Origin of the sequence: Pseudomonas sp. TWR2-1-1, from assembly GCF_049897045.1 — a bacterium.
Classification (GTDB): Bacteria; Pseudomonadota; Gammaproteobacteria; order Pseudomonadales; family Pseudomonadaceae; genus Aquipseudomonas; species Aquipseudomonas versuta.
This window is the reverse complement of sequence record NZ_JAFCVM010000001.1, coordinates 516,608-538,700: the sequence shown is the minus strand read 5'-3', so window position 1 is coordinate 538,700 and position 22,093 is coordinate 516,608. Positions and strand designations below refer to the sequence as shown.

General features: G+C 59.2%; 16 protein-coding genes. 11 read left to right on the top strand and 5 right to left on the bottom strand.

All coding sequences use genetic code 11. The features are described 5' to 3' along the window. Positions 1–77: 77 nt before the first annotated feature. The gene (locus ACP7BO_RS02570; protein WP_397455846.1) at positions 78–1,493 is read right to left on the bottom strand and encodes an amino acid permease; all 1,416 of its coding nucleotides are present in this window, start codon (positions 1,491–1,493) and stop codon (positions 78–80) included. Positions 1,494–1,863: 370 nt separating this feature from the next. Here ACP7BO_RS02570 and ACP7BO_RS02565 point away from each other — a divergent pair, with 370 nt between their 5' ends. The 3 genes from ACP7BO_RS02565 (at position 1,864) to ACP7BO_RS02555 (ending at position 6,570) form a co-directional block, all read left to right on the top strand. Beyond that, the gene (locus ACP7BO_RS02565) at positions 1,864–4,968 is read left to right on the top strand and encodes a transglycosylase domain-containing protein (protein ID WP_426208469.1); all 3,105 of its coding nucleotides are present in this window, start codon (positions 1,864–1,866) and stop codon (positions 4,966–4,968) included. 253 nt (positions 4,969–5,221) lie between these two features. Then, positions 5,222–5,791 carry a PadR family transcriptional regulator gene (locus ACP7BO_RS02560; RefSeq protein ID WP_426208467.1) on the top strand — a complete coding sequence of 190 codons (570 nt, stop codon included), beginning with the start codon at positions 5,222–5,224 and terminating at the stop codon, positions 5,789–5,791. Beyond that, entirely contained in the window at positions 5,788–6,570 is a 783-nt protein-coding gene (locus tag ACP7BO_RS02555) for a siderophore-interacting protein (protein ID WP_426208465.1), read from the top strand. Before ACP7BO_RS02560 ends, ACP7BO_RS02555 begins: the two co-directional genes overlap by 4 nt. A gap of 68 nt (positions 6,571–6,638) precedes the next feature. On the opposite strand, the gene ACP7BO_RS02550 is transcribed toward ACP7BO_RS02555, so the two are convergent. Together ACP7BO_RS02550 and ACP7BO_RS02545 are read right to left on the bottom strand one after the other, a co-directional pair. After that, positions 6,639–7,307, bottom strand: a complete 669-nt coding sequence (locus ACP7BO_RS02550) for a Pr6Pr family membrane protein (protein ID WP_426208463.1) — start codon at positions 7,305–7,307, stop codon at positions 6,639–6,641. Between the two features lie 7 nt (positions 7,308–7,314). Beyond that, positions 7,315–7,545, bottom strand: a complete 231-nt coding sequence (locus tag ACP7BO_RS02545; RefSeq protein WP_003443274.1) for a VF530 family DNA-binding protein — start codon at positions 7,543–7,545, stop codon at positions 7,315–7,317. Positions 7,546–7,762: 217 nt separating this feature from the next. On the opposite strand from ACP7BO_RS02545, the gene ACP7BO_RS02540 reads away from it, so the two are divergent. The 8 genes from ACP7BO_RS02540 to cmoB all read left to right on the top strand — a co-directional run bounded on the left by ACP7BO_RS02540 (position 7,763) and on the right by cmoB (position 20,029). Beyond that, entirely contained in the window at positions 7,763–9,799 is a 2,037-nt protein-coding gene (locus tag ACP7BO_RS02540) for a TonB-dependent receptor (protein WP_426208461.1), read from the top strand. Between the two features lie 422 nt (positions 9,800–10,221). Further along, positions 10,222–11,604, top strand: a complete 1,383-nt coding sequence (locus tag ACP7BO_RS02535; RefSeq protein WP_171970688.1) for a carbohydrate porin — start codon at positions 10,222–10,224, stop codon at positions 11,602–11,604. Between the two features lie 129 nt (positions 11,605–11,733). Continuing rightward, positions 11,734–14,151, top strand: coding sequence for a glucose/quinate/shikimate family membrane-bound PQQ-dependent dehydrogenase (locus ACP7BO_RS02530; RefSeq protein WP_397455840.1), 2,418 nt, complete (start codon positions 11,734–11,736; stop codon positions 14,149–14,151). A gap of 199 nt (positions 14,152–14,350) precedes the next feature. Next, positions 14,351–16,780 carry an endopeptidase La gene (gene lon / locus ACP7BO_RS02525; RefSeq protein WP_397455839.1) on the top strand — a complete coding sequence of 810 codons (2,430 nt, stop codon included), beginning with the start codon at positions 14,351–14,353 and terminating at the stop codon, positions 16,778–16,780. A 408-nt stretch (positions 16,781–17,188) separates the two neighbouring features. Beyond that, a complete protein-coding gene (locus ACP7BO_RS02520; RefSeq protein ID WP_397455838.1) occupies positions 17,189–17,581 on the top strand; it encodes a protease inhibitor I42 family protein in 393 nt (130 codons plus the stop codon). Position 17,582: 1 nt separating this feature from the next. Further along, positions 17,583–18,224: a lysoplasmalogenase gene (locus tag ACP7BO_RS02515; protein ID WP_397455837.1), complete on the top strand. Its 642-nt coding sequence runs from the start codon at positions 17,583–17,585 to the stop codon at positions 18,222–18,224. A 108-nt stretch (positions 18,225–18,332) separates the two neighbouring features. Next, entirely contained in the window at positions 18,333–19,076 is a 744-nt protein-coding gene (cmoA, locus tag ACP7BO_RS02510; protein ID WP_426208457.1) for a carboxy-S-adenosyl-L-methionine synthase CmoA, read from the top strand. Further along, positions 19,073–20,029, top strand: coding sequence for a tRNA 5-methoxyuridine(34)/uridine 5-oxyacetic acid(34) synthase CmoB (cmoB, locus tag ACP7BO_RS02505; RefSeq protein WP_073508921.1), 957 nt, complete (start codon positions 19,073–19,075; stop codon positions 20,027–20,029). Before cmoA ends, cmoB begins: the two co-directional genes overlap by 4 nt. A 117-nt stretch (positions 20,030–20,146) precedes the next feature. Here cmoB and tadA read toward each other — a convergent pair whose 3' ends face one another. Beyond that, on the bottom strand, positions 20,147–20,635 hold the full coding sequence (tadA, locus tag ACP7BO_RS02500) for a tRNA adenosine(34) deaminase TadA (protein WP_397455835.1): 489 nt from the start codon (positions 20,633–20,635) through the stop codon (positions 20,147–20,149). After that, on the bottom strand, positions 20,635–22,011 hold the full coding sequence (locus tag ACP7BO_RS02495; protein WP_426208455.1) for a multicopper oxidase family protein: 1,377 nt from the start codon (positions 22,009–22,011) through the stop codon (positions 20,635–20,637). The genes tadA and ACP7BO_RS02495 overlap by 1 nt, the downstream gene beginning before the upstream one ends. Positions 22,012–22,093: the final 82 nt, after the last annotated feature.

Here is a 22,093-nt window from a genome sequence, read left to right as displayed (position 1 = left end):
TCGGTTTAACGAATTGACCGAGGTGATTGCATCGCGAGCAAGCTCGCTCCTACAGGATGAGCGGTGCAGGGGGAGAGTTAGCTACGGACCGCTGCCGATGTTGCTTGAGTCGGCTTCAGCTTGAACACGTAAAACAGCACCGTCAGCAGAATCAGGAACGCCGGGCCTACGAACAGGGCGATCCGGGTTTCCTCGAAGTAGGCCATCAGCCCTACAACCATCAGCAAGAAGCCCAAAGCGGCGTATGAACTGTATGGATACAGCCACATGCGGTACTTCAGGCCAGCAGCCTCCTCCGGGCTCAGGCTTTTGCGAAAGCGCAGTTGAGCCAGCAGGATCATCAGCCAGGTCCAGATCGCACCGAAGGTCGCAATCGCAGTCACCCATACGAACACTTGGCCCGGTGCCAGGTAGTTAAGCAGTACACCTAACAGCAATACGGCAATCGACAGCAGCAAAGCTTGACGCGGAACACCATTTTTCGAGGTAGTGCCAAAGTTGGCCGGGGCCTGACCGTTTTGCGCGAGGCTGTAGAGCATGCGACCCGTGCTGAAAATCCCGCCGTTGCAGGATGACAGTGCTGCGGTAATCACCACAAAGTTGATGATGCCGGCAGCTGTCTTGATGCCCAGGCGCTCGAAAGTCATGACAAACGGGCTGCCCGAGGTTCCGATTTCGTTCCACGGGTAGATCGACAGAATTACAAACAACGCGCCGACATAGAACAGCAGGATGCGCCAGAACACCGAGCCAATCGCGCTGGGGATGGTCTTTTGCGGGTTCTTGGCTTCGCCGGCAGTAAGGCCGATCATTTCGACGCCGAGGTAGGCGAACATCACCATTTGCAGGGACATCAGCACGCCCTGAATACCATTGGGCAAGAAGCCGCCATGGGTCCAGAGGTTGGAAATACCCAACGCGACGCCATCATTGCCGAAGCCGAACGCGATAATGCCGATCCCGCCGATAACCATCGCAATGATGGTGACAATCTTGATCAGGGCGAACCAGAACTCAAACTCACCGAAAGCCTTGACCGCGATCAGGTTGATCGAGCCCATGCTGATCAGTGCCGCCAGCGCCCAGATCCAGCGCGGCACATCGGGAAACCAGACCCCCATGTACACCGCAACCGCAGTGATTTCTGCAACGCAGGTCACCAGCCACAGGAACCAGTAGTTCCAGCCAGTCAGAAATCCGGCCAATGGGCCCAGGTAATCCTGGGCGTAGCGGCTGAACGAGCCGGCTACCGGGTTGTGCACGGCCATTTCGCCCAGTGCGCGCATGATCACCAGAATGGCCAGGCCACCGATGATGTAGGACAGCATGATGGCCGGACCGGCCATTTCGATTGCTTTGGCCGAGCCCAGAAACAGGCCGACACCGATGCATGCACCGAGTGCCATCAAGCGAATGTGGCGTTCGCCCAGTTCGCGTTTGAGCGGACCGCCCTGTACGGTTTCACCGTGGGGCTGGTGGTTGCCGACTGGCATAAATGTACAACCTCGTCTTGTTATTGGATGTGCATCAATTGAGCGCTCGATCAAGCCGGGTACTTAACCAGACTTGCCTCTTGATCGGCCCTGACCTTGTAGGTCGATAGACCAAAAGGGAAATGCCCTATTGAGATCGGCGGCGAGTATTGCACAGGGTTGGTACACAGTCATGCCCCGCCCAAAGACGTATTTACCTGCCGGAACGCTCTATTCCTACGCTTTGGGACTAATACCACTTAGCAATCGGGTGGCCGCACCCGTCGGGAAAATCTGTTCGTGTGGTTCTGCACAAATTTTTTCGCCTGCTTGCGCCAGCGACTACGCTTCACTCAAGCGCAGCCAATATGCGTAGGTGGATCTGTTAACTATGGGCGTACTGTGGAATTCCAATTCAAATAAAACTGCAGAGCCATCAGTAACAATGGCGGATCCTGTGCCCCCGCCAAAAAAGGGTAAATCGGGGCGTTATGGTTGGGGGTTGTTCTGGCTGCTGGTGTTCATTGCACTGGTCGTACTCGGGTTTGCCATTGCCAACGAAGTGCGCACCTCCAAACTCCAGTCCAGGGAGTTCAGCCGTTTTGCTGCCGCCCTGAGCTACTCCATGCATGATGGCCCCAGCGACGCAATGCGCTATCCCGGCGCCGGCCCTTTCGATCAGCGACTGGGCTACAGCTCCCTGGGTGATTTCCTGCCGCGCCTCTTAAAGCGTGACTACATCATCGCTCAGCAAACCCGCTTCTCCCCTGAGCTAATGAGCTACAGCCAAAAAGGCTTTTTCGTACCCTATTCGGAAAAAATCCAGGCAGGCCTTTCCATCACCGACTGTGCGGGCAGCCCGCTGTATCAATTCAACTACCCGCAGCAGCTGTACTCCAGCTTTGCCAGTATTCCGCCGCTGGTGGTTCACAGCTTGCTGTTCATTGAAAACCGCGACCTGCTGGACCCCAAAGAGCCGCTTACCAACCCCGCGGTCGACTGGCCCCGCTTTGGCATGGCCGCCTACTCCCAGGTGGCCAAGCTGCTGCACTTGCCCGGCCAGTCCGCAGGGGGCAGCACCCTGGCCACCCAACTCGAGAAGTACCGCCACTCTCCGGATGGCCTGACCGTCTCCGGTGGCGAAAAACTCAGGCAAATGATTTCAGCGAGTGTGCGGGCGTACCAGAGCGGTCCGCAAACCCTGGAAGCACGGCAAAAAGTAGTACGCGACTACCTCAACAGCGTGCCGCTGTCAGCCGTACCCGGCCATGGCGAAGTGCATGGAATGGCTGAGGGTTTGCGCGTGTGGTACGGCGCCGATTTCAATCAGGTCAATCAGCAGTTGGCCAGCACCGCCACTGACCCGAAAAGCCTGGCCGGCAAAGGCCTGGCCCTGCGCGAGGTGTTGTCACTGATGATTGCCCAGCGTCGCCCTTCACATTATTTGACCAAGGGCCACGACGAACTGGCGCAACTGACCGACAGCCACATACGCTTACTCGCACAGAATAATGTGATCGATCCCGCACTGACCGCCGCCGCCCTAGCCAGCCGTGTCACTTATCGCGACTGGCAACAGGCTCCGACGATTCAACCCATCGAAACCAACAAAGGCATCAGCCTTGCCCGCAGCCGGCTTTCGGTTCTGCTCAAACGCCCGCTGTATGACCTCGACCGTCTTGATCTGTCAGCCACCAGCACCCTGCAGGGCGACTTGCAGCAGCAAGCCAGCGACTATCTGCGCAAACTGGCTGACCCTGTCGTTGCCGGCAAGCTCGGCCTGTTGGGCCCAAGCTTGCTGACGCCTGCCAGCACGGCTCAGGTGCGCTACAGCTTCACCCTGTTTGAACTGACTCCCGACGGCGCGCGCGCGCGAGTTCAGACCGACAGCACCGACCAACCGTTTGATATCAATGAAGGCAGCAAGCTGGAACTGGGCTCAACGGCAAAACTGCGGGTCATGACCACCTACCTGCAGATCATTTCCGAATTGCATGACCGCTATGGCAGCCAGCCAAGCGCCAATCTGAAAAAAATCCAGATTACCGACCAGGATCCGCTGACTCGCTGGGCCCTGACTTACATGATCCAGAACCCCGGCGCCAGCCTCGCCAAAATGCTCGATGCGGCTCTGGATCGCCAATACTCAGCCAATCCGGGAGAAGGCTTCTTCACTGGCGGCGGCATGCATCACTTCCACAACTTCCGCAATCAGGACAACAACCGCAGCCCCTCCCTGCGCGACGCAATACGGGAATCGATCAACCTGCCGTTCGTGCGTCTTATGCGCGACGTGGTGCGCTACACCTCTTATCAGGCACCCAGCAATAATGCTGAATTGCTGCGCGACGACCAGAACCCGCGCCGTCAGGAATACCTGAGCCGCTTCGCCGACCGCGAAGGGACGACCTACATGCTCAAGTTCTGGAAAAAATACAAAGGCAAGGATTCCAAGGCGCGGCTGGAGACCTTTCTCGACAGCATGCACCCGACCGCCATTCGCATGTCCGCGGTACACCGGTATCTGTTCCCGCGCGCCGATCAAACCACCTTCAACAGGTTCGTACGCTCGCACCTGAGCAGCGACAAAATCACTGACGAACGTCTGGCCAAGCTTTACCAAAGCTACGGCCCGGGCACCTACGACCTGCCGGACCAGGGCTACATTGCCAAAGTCCATCCGCTGGACCTGTGGCTGCTGGGCTATCTGCTGAATAACCCGCAAGCCACCTTCCAGCAAGCGGTTACCGCCAGTGAGTTCGAGCGCCAGGAAGTTTACAGCTGGCTGTTTAAAAGCAAGCACCGAAGCGCCCGTGACAGCCGGATTCGCACCATGCTAGAGATCGAAGCCTTCCTTGATATTCATCAGCGCTGGCAACAGGTGGGCTATCCGTTCGACCACCTGGTGCCGTCCCTCGCCACGGCGCTTGGCAGCTCCGGGGACCGCCCGGCTGCACTCTCGGAACTGATGGGCATCATCCTTAACGATGGCGTCCGTTTGCCGGTGTTACGCATTGATACCCTGCATTTCGCTGCAGATACGCCGTACGAGACACGCTTGATAAACGACCCCGACAAAGGGGTGCGGGTGATGCCCAGCGAAGTCGCGACCGCAATGCGCGATGCCCTGTCGCAAGTGGTCGACGCGGGAACAGCGCGGCGAGTATCGGGCAGTTTCAAAGTGGACGATGGCACCCCGCTGGCCATGGGAGGCAAAACCGGTACCGGCGACAACCGGATCGAAAGCATGGGCGCCGGCGGACGAATCCTCAGTTCAAAATCGATCAACCGCACCGCCACTTTCGTGTTCTACATCGGCGATCACCACTTCGGCACGTTGACCGCCTTCGTACCCGGGCGCTCGGCCGAAGCCTTCAAGTTCACCTCGGCGTTACCGGTGCAAGTGCTCAAGGGCATGGCCCCCATTCTCACGCCCTACCTGCAACCCGGCACCCAAACCCTGTGCCAGATCCCCAAACCCATACAAACCCTCTGAACCAGCTCCCCTGCTTCCCATGGCTACCCTGGCTACCCTGCGTACCCTGGCTACCCTGCTTACCCTGCTTACCCTGCTTACCCTACAGTTTGTCGGCAGTTCATCGGCGAGTTGTCGGCGGGTTTGTCGGCAGTTCATCGGTAGGGTGTTGATAGCCTGCCAGCTGAGAATCATTACCGTTCGTCTACTGCACTTGCGCACTTCTTAAGATATATCTTAAGTTGTATCTAACTTGCAGAGAGGACTAAGAGAAATGAGAGAACATCATCCCCATCACCGCGACCATGGCGCGGGCCAGGACGGTTTCGAGAAACGCTCCGGCCGCGAGCGCGGCGGGCGCGGACCACGGGTATTTGCACCCGGCGATCTGAAATTGCTGCTGCTGGCCCTGATCGCTGAACAGCCTTGCCACGGCTACGACCTGATCCGCCAGATCGAGACCATGTTCGACGGCGCCTACAGCCCCAGCCCCGGCGTGATCTACCCCACGCTGACCTTCCTTGAAGAAAGTGAAATGATTCAGGGCGACGCTGAAGGCGGGAAAAAACGCTATTGCGTGACCGACCTGGGCCGCCAGTCCCTGAGCGATCAATCCATCGCCCTGGATGGCGTGCGTATGCGCATCGATGTCAGCAAGCGCTCACTGCGCGGCCATGATCGCCCGGCAGAAATTCACGAAGCGGTGCACAACTTGCGCCACGCCTTGCAAATGCACCACGGCCGCTGGAGCCCGGCGGAAATAGTGCGGGTCCGCGATTTGCTCAATAACACCGCCAAAGCCATCGTCGATGGCCCTGTCACTTCGCAGGAGCACGCTGAATGAATGCCACTGATACCCAGACCATTCACCGGGTCACGCATGAAATCAAACGCCGCAAACTGGAAGTGCTACGCGTGGTCGATCTGACTCCGCGCATGCGCCGCATCACTGTTGGCGGTGCGCAACTGGCAGGCTTTATCAGTCTGGGCAGCGATGACCACGTCAAACTGTTTTTCCCGCAGACAGCCGAAGAACTGGCGACTCTGGAAAACCTGGAGCTGAGTGCAGGCATGAAGAGCAAGACCATGCCCCCGATGCGCGACTACACCCCGCGTCGCTATGACCTGGACACACTTGAGCTGGACATCGATTTTGTCTTGCACGGCGACGGCCCGGCAGCCACATGGGCGGATCAGGCCAGGCCGGGGCAATGGTTGTATATCGGCGGCCCGCGAGGTTCGATGGTGGTGCCTGACATGTTCGACAGCTACCTGCTGATCGGCGACGAAACGGCACTGCCTGCGATTGCCAGGCGCCTGGAAGAACTGCCCGCCAATCGCCGCGCTCTGGTAGTGGTCGAAGTGGAAAATGCCGCTGAAGAGCAAACCTTGAACAGTGCAGCCTCAGTCGACGTGATTTGGGTTCATCGCGACGGCTCAAACAATTTGCTGGAGATCGTCCAAGGGCTGAGCATTCCCCAGGGCAAGCTCTATGCCTGGGTCGCCACCGAAACGGCGTTATCGCGCAAAGTGCGCAGAGTGTTGCTGGATACCCACGGTCTGAATGAAGAATTCGTCAAAGCTGCAGGTTACTGGCGGCTGGACAGCAGCACCGAAGACTAAACCCGCACACACCTGACCTGCAGGAGCGGGCTTGCTCGCGAGCTGTTAGCGTTTCAAAGAGCTCGCTCCTACAGCAACAGGTTTGTTCGACCCCTCCAGCGATCCAGCCCGACCACAACCAGCGCTACCAGCACAAACCCCGCCAAAATCCCGCACGCATTTACAAACACCTGTGCATAACCGAGTTTCTCAACGTCAATAAACGGATACGGATACGCACCCAGCAAGTGCCCGCGCAGCAGGATGTAAGCGAAATACAGCACCGGGTACAAAACCCATAACCCGATGTGGCGCAGGCGCAGCGTGCCTTTGGGCACGTAAAACCACCAGTACAACGCGAACAGCACAGGCATCACATCGTGCAGCAGTTCATTGGCCAGCCACTGCAGTCCCTGCGGTTGCCACAGCTGGCGCAGTAACAGGCTATACGCCACGCCCACCACAATAATGCTCACGGCAATGCCGCTGCTGACCCATGGCTGCAGGAAATACGCCTTGCCTGTGGAATTGCGCGTGCCAGCTGCAAAGGTCAGAACTGACGCGGCCAGCGTGTTGCTAAGGATGGTAAAAAAACTGAAGTAGGTCACCAGACCGCCCACCACACTCGCCCCCGACGTCCAGCGCGCAATCAGCAGCAGTTCGAGCTGAATGGCCAGCCCTGCCCATCCCAGTGTCGCGACTACCGTGCACAGCGTGCGCTGCCGGGCAGCACTCAATCTCAACGTGGCTTCTTTCATGCGCCAATCAAAGTTCGCGCTTGGTACGGGCGTATTTCACATACAGCTTCTCGACCTTTTCCCGCGCCCAAGGTGTTTTACGCAGGAACGTCAGGCTCGACTTGATGCTCGGGTCGCTCTTGAAACAGCGAATATCGATGCGCTCGGCCAGCCCTTCCCATTCGTAGTGCGCCACCAGCGCAGTAAGGATCTGTTCCAGCGTCACGCCGTGCAGTGGGTTGTTGTTGGGTTCAGTCATGCCGAGCCTTTAAGCAATAGAGGAAAGTCGCGCACCTTATCCGAGCACCTGCTCAGGGGGAAGTGCATTCGGCGGGGCACCACTTTAGCGCTGACCTGACACCGAAATGAAAGTTCCGCTTGGAGACCCTAAAGGAGATGTTATATTGTAACTATAACTTTCGAATCAAAGAGCGCTCAACGCGCCTTTCTCCCCTCTCGTTGCCAAGGAACCTGCAATGTCCTCCCCTGCTTTCCCACGTCGCCTGCGACGTCTGCGCCTGACGCCGCTGGCTACCGCCCTGCTCATCGCCTCCCCGGCCTATGCCCTCGAACTGCAACCGCAAGTGATCACCGGCAATCCTCTGGGCAGCAGCCAACTGGCCTCGCCGACCACGGTGCTGGAGGGCGACGACTTGACCCTGCAACAACAAGGAAGTCTGGGAGAAACCCTGAACAAGCAACCCGGTGTGTCTTCGTCCTACTTCGGCCCGGGCGCCAGCCGACCGATCATTCGCGGACTGGATGGCGACCGCATCCGCATCCTGCGCAACGGAGTCGGGGCGCTGGATGCCTCGTCGTTGTCATACGATCACGCTGTGCCACTGGACCCGGTCAACGTTGAGCGTATCGAAATCGTCCGCGGTCCGGCGGCCCTGTTATATGGCGGCAATGCCATCGGCGGCGTGGTCAATACCTTCGACAATCGCATCCCGACCGAAGCCATCGACGGGATTCATGGCGCCGGTGAACTGCGTTATGGCGGCGCCGCGACCACCCGCAGCAGTGCCGGCAAACTGGAAGCGGGCGACGGCACTTTCGCCTTGCACCTGGATGCCAACGCCCGCGAGTTCAACGACCTGAAAATCCCGGGCGAGGCCCGCAGCCGTCACGCACCGCAAAGTGACGATGACGATAATAAAAAGGGCCGCCTGGGTAACAGTAACGGGCGTCAGGATGGCGGCGCCGTGGGCGGCTCGTACACCTGGGATGACGGTTACGCGGGGCTGTCCTACAGCACTTACGACGCCAATTACGGCTCGCCTGCCGAGCAGGACGTACGCATCCGCATGAAGCAGGATCATTACGCCTTCGCCTCGGAAATACGCAACCTGCAAGGTCCGTTCAGCTCCGTGAAATTGAACGCCGGGTACACCGACTACGAGCACCGCGAGATCGAGGGTGGCGAAGTGGGTACCACCTTCAAGAACAAGGGTTACGAAGCCCGGGTCGAAGCACGTCACCTGCCGCTCGGGCCGTTGAACGGGGTAGTCGGCGCTCAGGTCAACCGCAACGAGTTCTCGGCGCTGGGCGAGGAAGCTTTCGTGCCCCAGACCGACACCCACAGCGGCGCGCTGTTTATTCTCGAAGAGCTGCAGGCCACTGACAGGCTGAAACTCAGCCTCGGCGGGCGCCTGGAACATACCGTGGTCGATCCGGATGCCAAGGGTAACGAGCGTTTTTCTGCCGCCGACACCTCCAAAAGCTTCACCGCCACCAGCCTGTCGTCAGGCGCCGTGTTTACCCTCACGCCCATCTGGTCGCTGGCCGCCACCCTCGGCTACACCGAGCGGGCCCCAACCTTCTATGAGCTTTACGCCAATGGCGCTCACGTCGCTACCGGCACTTATGAGGTGGGCAACGCCAACCTGTCGAAAGAGAAAGCCGTGTCCAGCGACCTGGCCCTGCGCTTTGACAATGGCACCCACAAAGGCAGCTTCGGGGTGTTTTACAGCCACTTCTCCAACTACATCGGCTTGTTGGGCACAGGTCGTACCCTGAACGACGAAGGTCAGCCCGATGCGCACGGCATTCCGGAGTACACCTACTCCGGGGTACGGGCACGTTTCACTGGCTTTGAGGCCAAGGATCACTGGACGCTAGGGGAAAGTGCCTACGGTAAGTTTGCTCTGGAACTGTCGGGCGACTACACCCGCGCCACCAACCTCGACACAGGTGAAGCCCTGCCGCGAATCGCACCGCTGCGCCTGAGCAGCGGCCTGCTGTGGGAGCTGGATCGCTGGCAGGCCCGGGTAGACATCGAGCATGCCAGCGACCAGGGCCGGGTTCCGGCCAATGAATCCGGTACCGACGGCTACACCACTCTGGGCGCCAGTGCCGGCTATCACTTTGATGTGGGCCGCAGCCAATGGCTGGCGTTCGTCAAAGGCGACAACCTGACCAACCAGACCGTGCGTTATGCCAGCTCGATTTTGCGAGACATTGCCCCCGCCCCGGGCCGAGGAGTCGAGTTCGGTCTGCGTACCACCTTCTAACGCTCTGGCCTCTGTGCCCGACCCTGCTTCCCTGAACTGCGCCTGCGCAGGGAAACAGGGTCGCCTGCATCGCTGGCATGCCAGCTCCCACAGTTAAATATCCATTTCTGCCCCGGCTCAGCACGGCCGGGGGCTCATTATTTAGACGTATTTCAAAAAAATATCTGGTACGCATATACCGCTATCAGCCTCGAACATGAGGCAAAAAGCCTCTGTGTCGAACGGTCGCAGCGCACTGTTACAGAATCCGAAATGATCCATGTCATTTAAAGTGCTGTTTCTAAACGTTTCATAGCTTTATCATTTCCCGATCGAGGCTGAATCGATTCATTACGACTTCGAATCCCCAAGTGCTAATCCTGTCGCCAAAGACAGCGCTACCCACTGCCATAGCCCTATTAATAAAGACTCACATCTCGACCATGTCTACATTCCAGATTTTGCGCAAACCCGGCGCGCGACGCCCTATTGCCGGGCAAAAGGCCTTTAGCCTGCTCGGTGGCCTGACTGTTTTGGGCCTGGCCTCCTGCGTTCAGGCGGCCCCGGCTTTTGACAGTGATTCCAAATGGATGCTTGGCGATTGGGACGGCAAACGAAGCGAGCTTGAAAAACAAGGCTACGCATTCTCCCTCGATTACGTGGGCGAAGTGGGTTCAAACCTGCATGGCGGTTATGACCATGACCGCACTGCGCGCTACAGCGATCAATTCGGCCTGGGCACGCACCTGGACTTGCAGAAAATTCTGGGTTGGGAAGATGCTGAGTTTCAGCTGACCATTACCCAGCGCAGCGGCAACAACATCAGCAATGACCGGATCAACGATCCGCGCGTAGGCGGCTTCACCTCGGCCCAGGAAGTCTGGGGCCGTGGCCAGACCACACGCCTGACACAGATGTGGTACCAGCAGAAATTTTTCGATCAGAAGCTGGACATCAAGGTCGGTCGTTTCGGTCAGGGCGAAGACTTCAACACCTTCCCTTGCGACTTCCAGAACCTTGCGTTCTGCGGCTCGCAGGTCGGTAACTGGGCAGGCAGCATTTGGTACAACTGGCCCGTCAGCCAGTGGGCGCTGCGGGTCAAATACCACCTGACGCCCGAGTTGTACGCCCAGGTCGGCGCCTATGAGCAAAACCCCTCCAACCTGGATCGCGGCAACGGCTTCAAGCTCAGCGGCAGTGGTACACAAGGCGCAGTGTTGCCGATCGAACTGGTGTGGACGCCAAAAATTAATGGCCTGCCAGGGGAATATCGAGCGGGTTACTACTACAGTAATGCCAAGGCAACAAATGTTTACAAAGATACAAATGGTCAACCGGCCGCTTTAACCGGCGAAGCATATCGCAGCAGTTCAAGCAAAAACGGGATGTGGCTGGGCGTGCAACAACAGCTCACTTCCCGCGCCAGCGACCAGTCAAGGGGGTTGAGTGTTTTTGCCAATGCCACCGCTCACGACAAGAAAACCAACGCCGTGGACAACTATGTTCAGGCCGGTCTCATCTACAAAGGCGTGTTCGATGCCCGTCCCAAGGACGACATCGGTTTCGCCATGGCCCGGGTACATGTCAACCCGGCCTACCGCAAAAATGCCCAGGCCACCAACCAGGCCCGCGCCGTCTACGATTTCGATAACCCGGACTACCTGCCACCTCAGGATACCGAGTACAGCGCCGAGCTTTATTACGGCGTGCATGTCACCAATTGGCTGACCGTTCGACCGAATCTGCAGTACATCCGCCACCCCGGTGGTGTCAGCAAGTTAGATGACGCCCTGATCGGCGGTTTGAAGATTCAAAGCTCGTTCTAAATGACGAGTTGCAACGCCCGTAATTGAAAGTTGAAACAAAGAACTTATTTCCATGAATCATCCCGCCTTGAATCGTCCTTAAAAGGCAGCCTGGGCGGGAACACCTCAAACGTAACGGAGAACCACACTATGAGCACTGATGGTGCTTTCAGTCGAGGCCGCCTGCTACCGAGCCTACTCGGTATCTTGCTGCTGCTAATGGGCCTGGCCATGTTGGTCGGGGGTATCAAGCTGCTGACGCTCGGCGGGTCGAGTTATTACCTGCTGGCCGGTATCGGCTTTGGCTTATCGGGCGCCTTGCTGATAGCCGCGCGCCGCGCGGCGCTGGGTCTGTACGCGCTGGTGCTGTTTGCAAGCACCGTTTGGGCGCTGATGGAAGTAGGTCTGGACTGGTGGCAGTTAGTGCCACGTCTGGCCTTGTGGTTTGCTATCGGCATCGTGCTGCTGCTGCCATGGTTCCGTCGTCCACTGCTGCGCGGTCAGCCAGCTCCGGTTGCTACCGGCGCGCTGGGCGTTGCCGTGGTGCTGGCCGGTGCGGCCGCACTGGCTAGCCAGTTCACCAACCCGGGCGAAATCAAAGGCCAACTGGACCGTGATGCCGTACCTGGCATGACCAACACTGCTCCGGCCATGCCTGATGGTGACTGGCAGTCCTACGGGCGTACTGCCCATGGCGACCGCTACTCGCCGCTTAAAGAAATCACCCCGCAAAATGTCCACAAGCTGGTTCCAGCCTGGACATACCGCACCGGTGACATTCCTGGCGCTGGCGATCCGGGCGAAACGACTGCCGAGAACACCCCGCTGAAAGTCAACGGCATGGTGTACGTGTGTACCCCACACAGCCAGGTGATTGCCCTTGACCCGGATACCGGCAAGGAAATCTGGCGCTTCGATCCGAAGATCAGCACCATGAACGAAGCCAACTTCAAGGGTTGGGCGCACATGACTTGCCGTGGCGTGAGCTATCACGACGAAGCGGCCTACACCAAAGTCAGCACTGAACAAAGCCCTGCCGAGCCTGCGGCCGCTACTGCCAGCAACTCGTGCCCGCGCCGCCTGTTCGTGCCGACTGCCGACACCCGTCTGATCGCCATCAATGCCGACACCGGTAAAATGTGTGAAGACTTCGGTGACCATGGCCAGGTTGACCTGCGCCACAACATCGGTGAGTTCACTCCGGGTGGCTACTACTCCACCTCGCCACCTGCCGTGACCAAAGACCTGGTTGTGATTGGTGGTCACGTAACCGACAACCTGTCCACCAACGAGCCATCCGGCGTGATCCGCGCGTACGACGTACGTACCGGCAAACTGGTATGGAACTGGGACAGCGGCAATCCGGACGACACTACGCCGATTGCTGAAGGCAAAACCTACACTCGCAACTCGCCTAACATGTGGTCGATGTTCGCAGTGGACGAAAACCTCGGCATGCTTTACCTGCCGATGGGCAACCAGATGCCGGACCAATATGGCGGCGACCGTACAGAGGACTCCGAGAAGTACAGCGCAGGCGTAACTGCACTGGACATCAATACCGGTAAAGTTCGCTGGACCCGTCAGTTCACTCACCATGACCTGTGGGACATGGACGTTGGTGGTCAACCGACCCTGATGGACATGAAAACAGCCGATGGCGTGAAACCGGCACTGCTGGCTTCGACCAAGCAAGGCAGCATCTACGTGCTGGACCGTCGCACTGGCGAAGACATCGTTCCGATCCATGAAGTGCCAGCACCTGGCGGCGCGGTAAAAGGCGACCATACCTCGCCAACCCAGCCTCGCTCGGAATTGAACCTGAGCCCGCCGACCCTGACTGAACGCGACATGTGGGGTGTAACCCCGTTCGACCAGATGTTGTGCCGGATCAACTTCAAATCCCTGCGTTATGACGGCATGTACACCCCGCCATCGCTGCAAGGTTCGATCGTTTATCCAGGTAACTTCGGCGTGTTTGACTGGGGCGGTATCTCGGTCGATCCGGTTCGCCAGATCGCCTTCCTGAACCCAAGCTACATGGCGTTCACTTCCAAGCTGATCCCGCGTGAAGAAATTGCTGCACTGGGTCCGCGTGTCAGTGAAACCGAAGGCGTTCAACCTAACGCAGGCGCTCCTTACGGCGTGGTACTTGAACCACTGCTGTCGCCACTGGGCTTGCCTTGCCAGGCACCGGCCTGGGGTTATGTGGCTGCAGTCGACCTGACCAACAACCAGCTGATCTGGAAACACAAAAACGGCACCGTGCGTGACAGCTCGCCGGTTCCACTGCCACTGCCAATGGGTGTTCCAAGCCTGGGCGGGACCTTCACCACTGCCGGTGGTGTAGCCTTCCTCAGCGGCACCCTTGACCAGTACTTGCGCGCTTACGATGTAAGCAACGGCAAGCTGCTGTGGGAAGGTCGCCTGCCTGCTGGCGGTCAAGCCACACCGATGACCTACACCGGCAAGGACGGCACCCAGTACGTGCTCGTTGTCGCTGGCGGCCACGGCTCGCTGGGCACCAAACAAGGTGACTACGTGGTAGCGTTTAAACTGGCTGAGTAACTTTACAGCCGGTTCCGAAAAAGGCGGCCATCTTGCGATGGCCGCCTTTTTTTGTGGGCGCAATCAAGCCCGGTCTGATGGCAAAACCCGCTCCAGAGACTGTCGCAGGCACGAGCCTTTGACGATGAAAATCACTTCACCTTGAAACCACTGGCTGCGCGCCCCATCTAAGACACATACCCCATTGCGCAGGTGCCCCATGAGCGACCAGCAAGAATTCCCGGACAACACAGCTGAGTACACCGATGTAGAGCACACTGAGACCGAATCAACCGAACACGCAGCGGGTACTGAACTGGCTTTGCCAGGGCAGAATCTGCCGGACAAGGTGTACATCATCCCGATTCACAATCGGCCGTTCTTCCCGGCGCAAGTGCTGCCGGTCATCGTCAACGAAGAGCCGTGGGCCGAAACCCTGGAGCTGGTCAGCAAGTCGCCGCATCATTCGCTGGCGCTGTTTTTTGTCGACACCCCTCCCGATGACCCTCGCCACTTCAACACCGACAGCCTCCCGGAATACGGCACGCTGGTGAAGGTGCATCACGCCAGCCGCGAAAACGGCAAATTGCAGTTTGTGGCCCAGGGCCTGACCCGCGTACGCATCAGCATGTGGCTCAAACATCACCGTCCGCCGTATCTGGTGGAGGTGGAATACCCGAAAGAAAATACCGCCCCCACCGATGAGGTGAAGGCATATGGCATGGCGCTGATCAACGCGATCAAGGAGCTGCTGCCGCTCAACCCGCTGTACAGCGAAGAGCTGAAGAACTATCTCAACCGCTTCAGCCCGAACGACCCGTCGCCGCTCACCGACTTTGCAGCGGCCCTGACCTCGGCCACCGGCAACGAGCTGCAAGAAGTGCTCGATTGCGTACCGATGCTCAAGCGCATGGAAAAAGTCCTGCCGATGCTGCGCAAGGAAGTCGAAGTCGCACGGTTGCAGAAAGAGATTTCGGCCGAGGTCAATCTCAAGATCGGCGAGCATCAGCGCGAATTCTTCCTCAAGGAACAGCTCAAGGTGATCCAGCAAGAGCTGGGGCTGACCAAAGATGATCGCAGCGCCGATATCGAGCAGTTCAAACAACGCCTTGAAGGCAAGACCCTGCCCCCTCAGGCACACAAACGCATCGACGAAGAATTGAACAAGCTGTCGATCCTCGAAACCGGATCGCCCGAGTACGCGGTAACCCGCAACTATCTGGACTGGGCGACATCAGTGCCGTGGGGCGTGTTCGGTCAGGACAAACTCGACCTCAAGCACGCGCGAAAAGTGCTGGATGCCCACCATGCCGGGCTCGATGACATTAAAAGCCGCATCCTGGAGTTCCTTGCCGTAGGCGCCTACAAAGGCTCGGTCAGCGGCTCGATCGTGTTGCTGGTCGGTCCGCCGGGGGTGGGTAAAACCAGTGTCGGCAAGTCCATTGCCGAATCACTGGGGCGCCCTTTCTATCGCTTCAGCGTTGGCGGCATGCGCGATGAAGCCGAGATCAAAGGCCACCGCCGCACCTATATCGGTGCCCAACCGGGCAAGCTGGTGCAGGCGCTCAAAGATGTTGAAGTGATGAACCCGGTCATCATGCTCGACGAGATCGACAAAATGGGCCAGAGCTTCCAGGGCGACCCGGCCTCGGCGCTGCTCGAAACCCTGGACCCGGAACAAAACGTCGACTTCCTCGACCACTATCTGGACCTGCGCCTGGATCTGTCCAAAGTGCTGTTCGTGTGTACCGCCAACACCCTGGACTCGATCCCCGGACCCTTGCTCGACCGCATGGAAGTGATTCGCCTGTCCGGCTACATCACCGAAGAAAAGATCGCGATTGCAAAGCGTCACCTGTGGCCCAAGCAACTGGAGAAAGCCGGCGTATCAAAAAACAGCCTGAGTATCAGCGACAGCGCCCTGCGCGCCGTGATCGATGGCTACGCCCGTGAAGCCGGTGTGCGCCAGCTTGAAAAACAACTGGGCAAACTGGTACGCAAAGCTGTGGTCAAGTTGCTGGACGACCCCAAGACCGTCATCAAGATCGGCCCCAAGGATCTCGAAGCATCGCTGGGCATGCCGCCGTTTCGCAACGAGCAGGTCATCAGCGGTACCGGAGTCATCACTGGCCTGGCCTGGACCAGCATGGGCGGTGCGACACTGCCAATTGAGGCGACACGTATCCACACCCTCAATCGCGGCTTCAAACTGACCGGGCAACTGGGCGATGTGATGAAAGAGTCGGCCGAAATTGCCTACAGCTACATCAGCGCCAACCTCCAGCAATTTGGTGGCGACCCGCGCTTCTTCGATGAAGCCTTTGTGCACTTGCACGTACCGGAAGGTGCGACCCCCAAAGACGGTCCGAGCGCAGGCGTAACCATGGCCAGTGCCCTGTTATCGCTGGCCCGTAATCAGGCGCCGAAAAAGGGCATCGCCATGACCGGCGAGCTGACGCTGACCGGGTATGTATTACCGATTGGCGGGGTGCGTGAAAAAGTGATTGCGGCACGCAGGCAGAAGATTCACGAACTGATCCTGCCCGAACCTAACCGGGGCAACTTTGAGGAACTGCCGGACTACTTGAAAGAAGGCATCACCGTGCACTTTGCCAAACGCTTTACCGACGTGGCCAAAGTGCTGTTCTGAAACTAGGGGAAATTTGGCGGCCCTCATCGCTACAGGATTTCCGTTTTCGTAGCAGTTGCCGAAGGCTACGTCCCTACGACGGCTGCGCCGCCGGACGCAGTCTCGTTTCACTCGCCAGCTGCTACAGGAATCCGGTCGTTATAACGCCCGACTACTGGATTTGCGCTTTCGTAGCAGTTGCCGAAGGCTAGGTCCCTACGACGGCTGCGCCGCCGGACGCAGTCTCGTTTCACTCGCCAGCTGCTACGGGAATCGGGTCGCTATAACGCCCGAATCCTCTGTAGTCGCTGACGAGGCACGAGGCTGCGATGGACGGCGCAGCAGGCCCATCCCTCGTCAGCGATTACGGGAAGCTACAGGAATCATGGGGTATGCTGCGCCCTTGTATTTGTCCGACCGGAGCCATCAATGCCCCACGCACGTCTTCTCTCCCTGCTCAGCCTCAGCCTGCTGACGGCCTGTGCGCACCAGCCTGCGAACAACGTGACCGTTGAAGAGCAAAGCGACTGTCCGATACAACTGCACACCGGGCAAAATTTGACCCTCTCGCTTCCGAGCAATCCCACAACAGGTTATCGCTGGGCAATTCAGGACTCCGCCGGGGGCGTTCTGCACAGCCTCGGCCCTGAGGTTTACAGCAGTACCGACGATGGCCAGTTGCTGGGTAGCGGCGGCCAGTCCACCTGGCGCTTTCAGGCGTTTGCCACCGGCAACGGGCGCCTGCGCCTGACCTCTCAGCAACCCTGGGAACCAGAAGCCGAACCCGCGCAAGCATTCGATTGCCAGATCACGGTGAACTGACATGCCATGGCTGATTCTCGCGGCCATGGGTGCCGGCGCGTACCTGTACGGCCTAAGCATGCACGCCACGCTCCTGTGCCTGATCAGCAAAGCAGTGCCGGTACTGGCGCTGCTCGGCTGGCTGCAAGATGCTCCACCCGGCCCTTATCGGCGCTGGATCAGCATTGGCCTGATGTTTTCCCTGCTCGGCGACATTCTGCTGGCCTGGCCCGTAGACCTTTTTGTATTTGGCCTGGGAGCGTTTTTGTTCGCCCACCTGGCATACCTCAAGGCCTATCTGGTGGACTGCCGCCGCCCGGCCTTGCCTGCATTGGCCCTGGCACTGCTGGCCGGCATCAGCCTGCTGAGCGTGATGGCCGGCAAGGGGCTGGGGGATTTATTGATCCCGGTGTGCATCTACGCCCTGGCCATCAGCGCCATGCTCTGGCGTGCCCTTGCCCGAGTGGGCAGCCACGTGCCCACGTGCTCGGCCTGGCTGGCAGCGGCCGGGGCGCTGGCGTTCGTCGCATCCGACAGCATGATTGGCATCAACCGCTTTGTCCTGCCATTCGATGCCGCGCCGTACCTGATCATCCTCACTTACTGGCTCGGGCAATGGGGTATTGCAGCTTCGGTGTTTGGCCAGAACAAACGCGATTACTGACGCGCCCCTGCTCTTTGAAGATGCGCGGTTTATCAGACAGACCGCGCATCCCGGCGCCAACTTGGCTAAAATGCGCGCCCTTTCAAATATTCCAGTGCCGGAACCGTCGTGAGCAAAGAACCTGACCGTATTTTCGCCCAGCCCCTGGCCCAGGTGCCGGACTTCGCCTTTAACGAGGACGTGGTGCGGGTGTTCCCGGACATGATCAAGCGCTCGGTGCCCGGCTACCCGACCATTGTCGAAAACCTCGGCGTGCTCGCAGCCCAGTTTGCCCAGCCCGACAGCGTCTTGTACGACCTCGGCTGCTCGTTGGGTGCGGTCACCCAGGCACTGCGCCGCCATGTTCGCAGCGAAGGTTGCCAGGTGATTGCGGTAGATAACTCGCCAGCCATGGTCGAGCGCTGCCGCGAATACCTCAACGCCCAGAACTCGATGTTCCAGGAGCTGTTGGCGGTTGAGGTGATCGAAGGCGACATCCTCGCGCTGGAGTTCAAGCCCGCCTCGGTGGTGGCATTGAACTTCACCCTGCAATTTATCGCCCCTGACCAGCGCCTGGCCCTGCTCGCCCGGATTCGCCAGTCATTGCTGCCCGGCGGCGCACTGATCCTCTCGGAGAAGCTGCGCTTCAATGATGCAGAGGAACACGCCCTGCTCACTGATTTGCACGTCGCGTTCAAGCGTGCCAATGGCTACAGCGATCTGGAAATCTCGCAAAAGCGCAGCGCCATCGAAAACGTCATGAAGCCCGACAGCCTCGAAGAACACCGCGAGCGCCTGCTGGCGGCCGGGTTCTCGAAAGTCGTGCCGTGGTTCCAGTGTCTTAACTTTGCCTCGTTGATTGCCTTGCCATGATTGATCTGTCCCCCCTCGCCCGGCGTCTGGCCGGCACTCCACTGGCTGCATGGGCCAACACCCTGCAAGCACAACTCGACGTCAAAATGGAGAAAGGCCACGGCGACCTGGAACGCTGGCAAAGCGCGCTGGATGCCTTGCCCGACGTAAAGCCGACCGAGATCGACCTGCTCAACGGCCTGACCCTGGACACCGACTGCGACGACGAAACCCGTGCGCAAATGCGTCAGGCACTGATGGGCCTGTCGCCGTGGCGCAAGGGCCCGTTCGACCTGTTCGGGGTGCATGTCGACACCGAATGGCACTCGGACTGGAAATGGTCTCGGGTCGCACCGCATATCAACCTCAAGCACAAACGCATCCTCGATGTCGGCTGCGGCAACGGTTACTACATGTGGCGCATGCTGGGCGCCGGTGCCCACAGCGTGATCGGGGTCGATCCGAACTGGTTGTTCTTCTGCCAGTTCCAGGCCGTGCAGCGCTTCCTGCAACAAGAAGCCGTGTGGCACCTGCCCTTCCCGTTCGAAGACTTGCCGCCAAACCTGGAAGGCTTCGACACCGTGTTTTCCATGGGCGTGTTTTACCACCGCCGCTCGCCGATCGAACACTTGCTGGCACTCAAGGATTGCCTGGTCAAGGGGGGCGAGCTGGTTCTGGAAACCCTGGTCATTGAAGGCGACGTCAATCAGGTGCTGGTGCCTGAAGACCGTTACGCGCAGATGCGCAACGTGTGGTTCCTGCCATCGATCCCGGCGCTGGAGCGCTGGCTGCGCCGTGCCGGTTTCAGCGACGTACGCTGCGTGGACGTGAGCACCACCACGGTAGAAGAACAGCGCGCCACGGAGTGGATGAAGTTCCAGTCCCTGAGCGACTACCTGGACCCGAACGACCCCGGCAAAACCGTCGAAGGCCTGCCGGCGCCGATGCGCGCAGTGATCATCGCCAGAAAATAAAAAAACCAAACGCTGTAGGAGCGAGCTTGCCTCGCGATGCAGGCTACGCGGTTCTTCTATGAATCTGCGTTGAGCCTATCGCGAGGCAAGCTCGCTCCCACAGGGATAGAGGGGGAGTTATTTGGCCCGACGGGCCCTGAAGAATTCGCTGAGGATCGCGCCGCACTCTTCGGCCAATACCCCGCCTTCGAACAGCACCCGGTGATTCAGAAAACCCTGGGTGAAGAACTGCCCCTGACTTTGCACAATCCCCGCTTTGGGCTCCAGCGCCCCGTAGACCACCCGGGCCACGCGCGAGTGCACGATCAGGCCCGCGCACATGCTGCACGGCTCAAGGGTGACGTACAGCGTGCTGCCGGGCAGACGATAGTTGCTGGCCGCCGCCGCGGCCGCACGGATGGCAACCATCTCGGCATGGGCGCTGGGGTCGCTGGCGCTGATCGGGCAATTAAACCCGCGACCGATAATTTCACCGTCTTGCACCAGCACCGCGCCCACCGGCACTTCGCCCAGCGCCGCGCCCCGGGCCGCCAGCGCCAGTGCTTCGCGCATGAAGTCTTGATCGCGGCTGCGGTCGATGATTTGCGGTTGACGCCCTTGTCGCATCAGGAAACCTCAATTGCGGCCATCAGGCCGGTTTCCATGTGGTCAATCACATGGCAGTGGAACATCCACACGCCGGGATTATCCGCCACCAGGGCCACGCGGGCACGTTCGTTTTTCCCCAGCAGGTAGGTGTCGGTGAAATACGGGATGATTTTTCTGCGATTGGACGCCAGCACCTTGAAGCTCATGCCGTGCAGGTGGATCGGGTGCTGGTACTGGGTCATGTTCTTCAATTCGAAGATGTAGCTCTGGCCCAGTTTGAGTTTGGCTATCGGCCGATCGGCGCAGGTTTTGTCCTTGATGTCCCAGGCCACGCCATTGATCTGCCACAGGCTCGGCGGCTGGTCGGGGCCCAGGTCTTCGGAGACCGAGCCGACCCATTCAAAATTGAAGTTGAGCTTTTCTGCGTTCGCCACATCAGGCTCGGCAATCGGGTTGGCGGGCAACGCCGGGGGCCACTGGCCCGGTGCATCGGTGCTGGCAACCGAACGCAGCGTGCCCAGACGCACGGGCCCGTCGCGCAACGACAACTCTTGCCCTGGCGCCGGAGCCTTGATCGCCAGACAAATACGCATGCCGGGGCCCAGCCAGTATTCCTTGCCCAAAGGCCTTGGCTCGATGGGGTTGCCGTCCAGTGCATAGATTTTGGCGTCGATGCCGGGGATGTTCAGGCGATAGGTCAAGGTGTTGTCGAGGTTGAGGATGCGCACCCGGGTGATCTGCCCGGCAGGCAAATCAATGGTCGGCACGTGGCTGCCGTTAATCGTCGACAGGCGTCCCGGTGTACCGCCACGTGCGGCTTCACGGGTGATGCTGAACGGCAGGAAACCGCCCTCTTCGTCCACGTGCCAGTTTTTAATGCTCAGGGTCCGTTCGTGCCTGAAACCGGTGGGCTCGCGCTCCTCGACAATCAGCGGCCCGACCAGCCCGCGGCCCAGCTCTTCGCTGCTGTTGACGTGGGGGTGGTACCAGTAACTGCCGGCATCCGGCACGCGGAACTTGTAGTCGAAGTATTCACCGGGCAAAACCGGCAATTGCGAGACATAGGGTACGCCGTCCATTTCCAGCGGCAGACGGATACCGTGCCAGTGAATGGTGGTGGCGACCGGCAGGTGATTGATAAAACGCACCCGCAGCCATTCTCCCTGACGAACCCGCAGCTCGGTGCCCGGTGCCGAAGGGCCGAATGCCCAGGCCTCGGTTTGATGACCGGGCACCAACTCAACGTCCAGTGGCGCAGCAATCAGCTCATAGTCGTGGCCAGCCTCGGCGTCGGCCATTTTGCCCAACCAGTAACGCGAAGCGCCTCCTGCGCCAACACCCACCACTACCAGGCCGGCCAGACCTCCGAGTATTTGTCGACGGGTAAAGGACATTGACTCAACTACCTCTCATATCCGGCGCAGGCGTGCAGCCCGCAAAAGGCGAATACGATACACCTGCAAATGCGAAACAGTA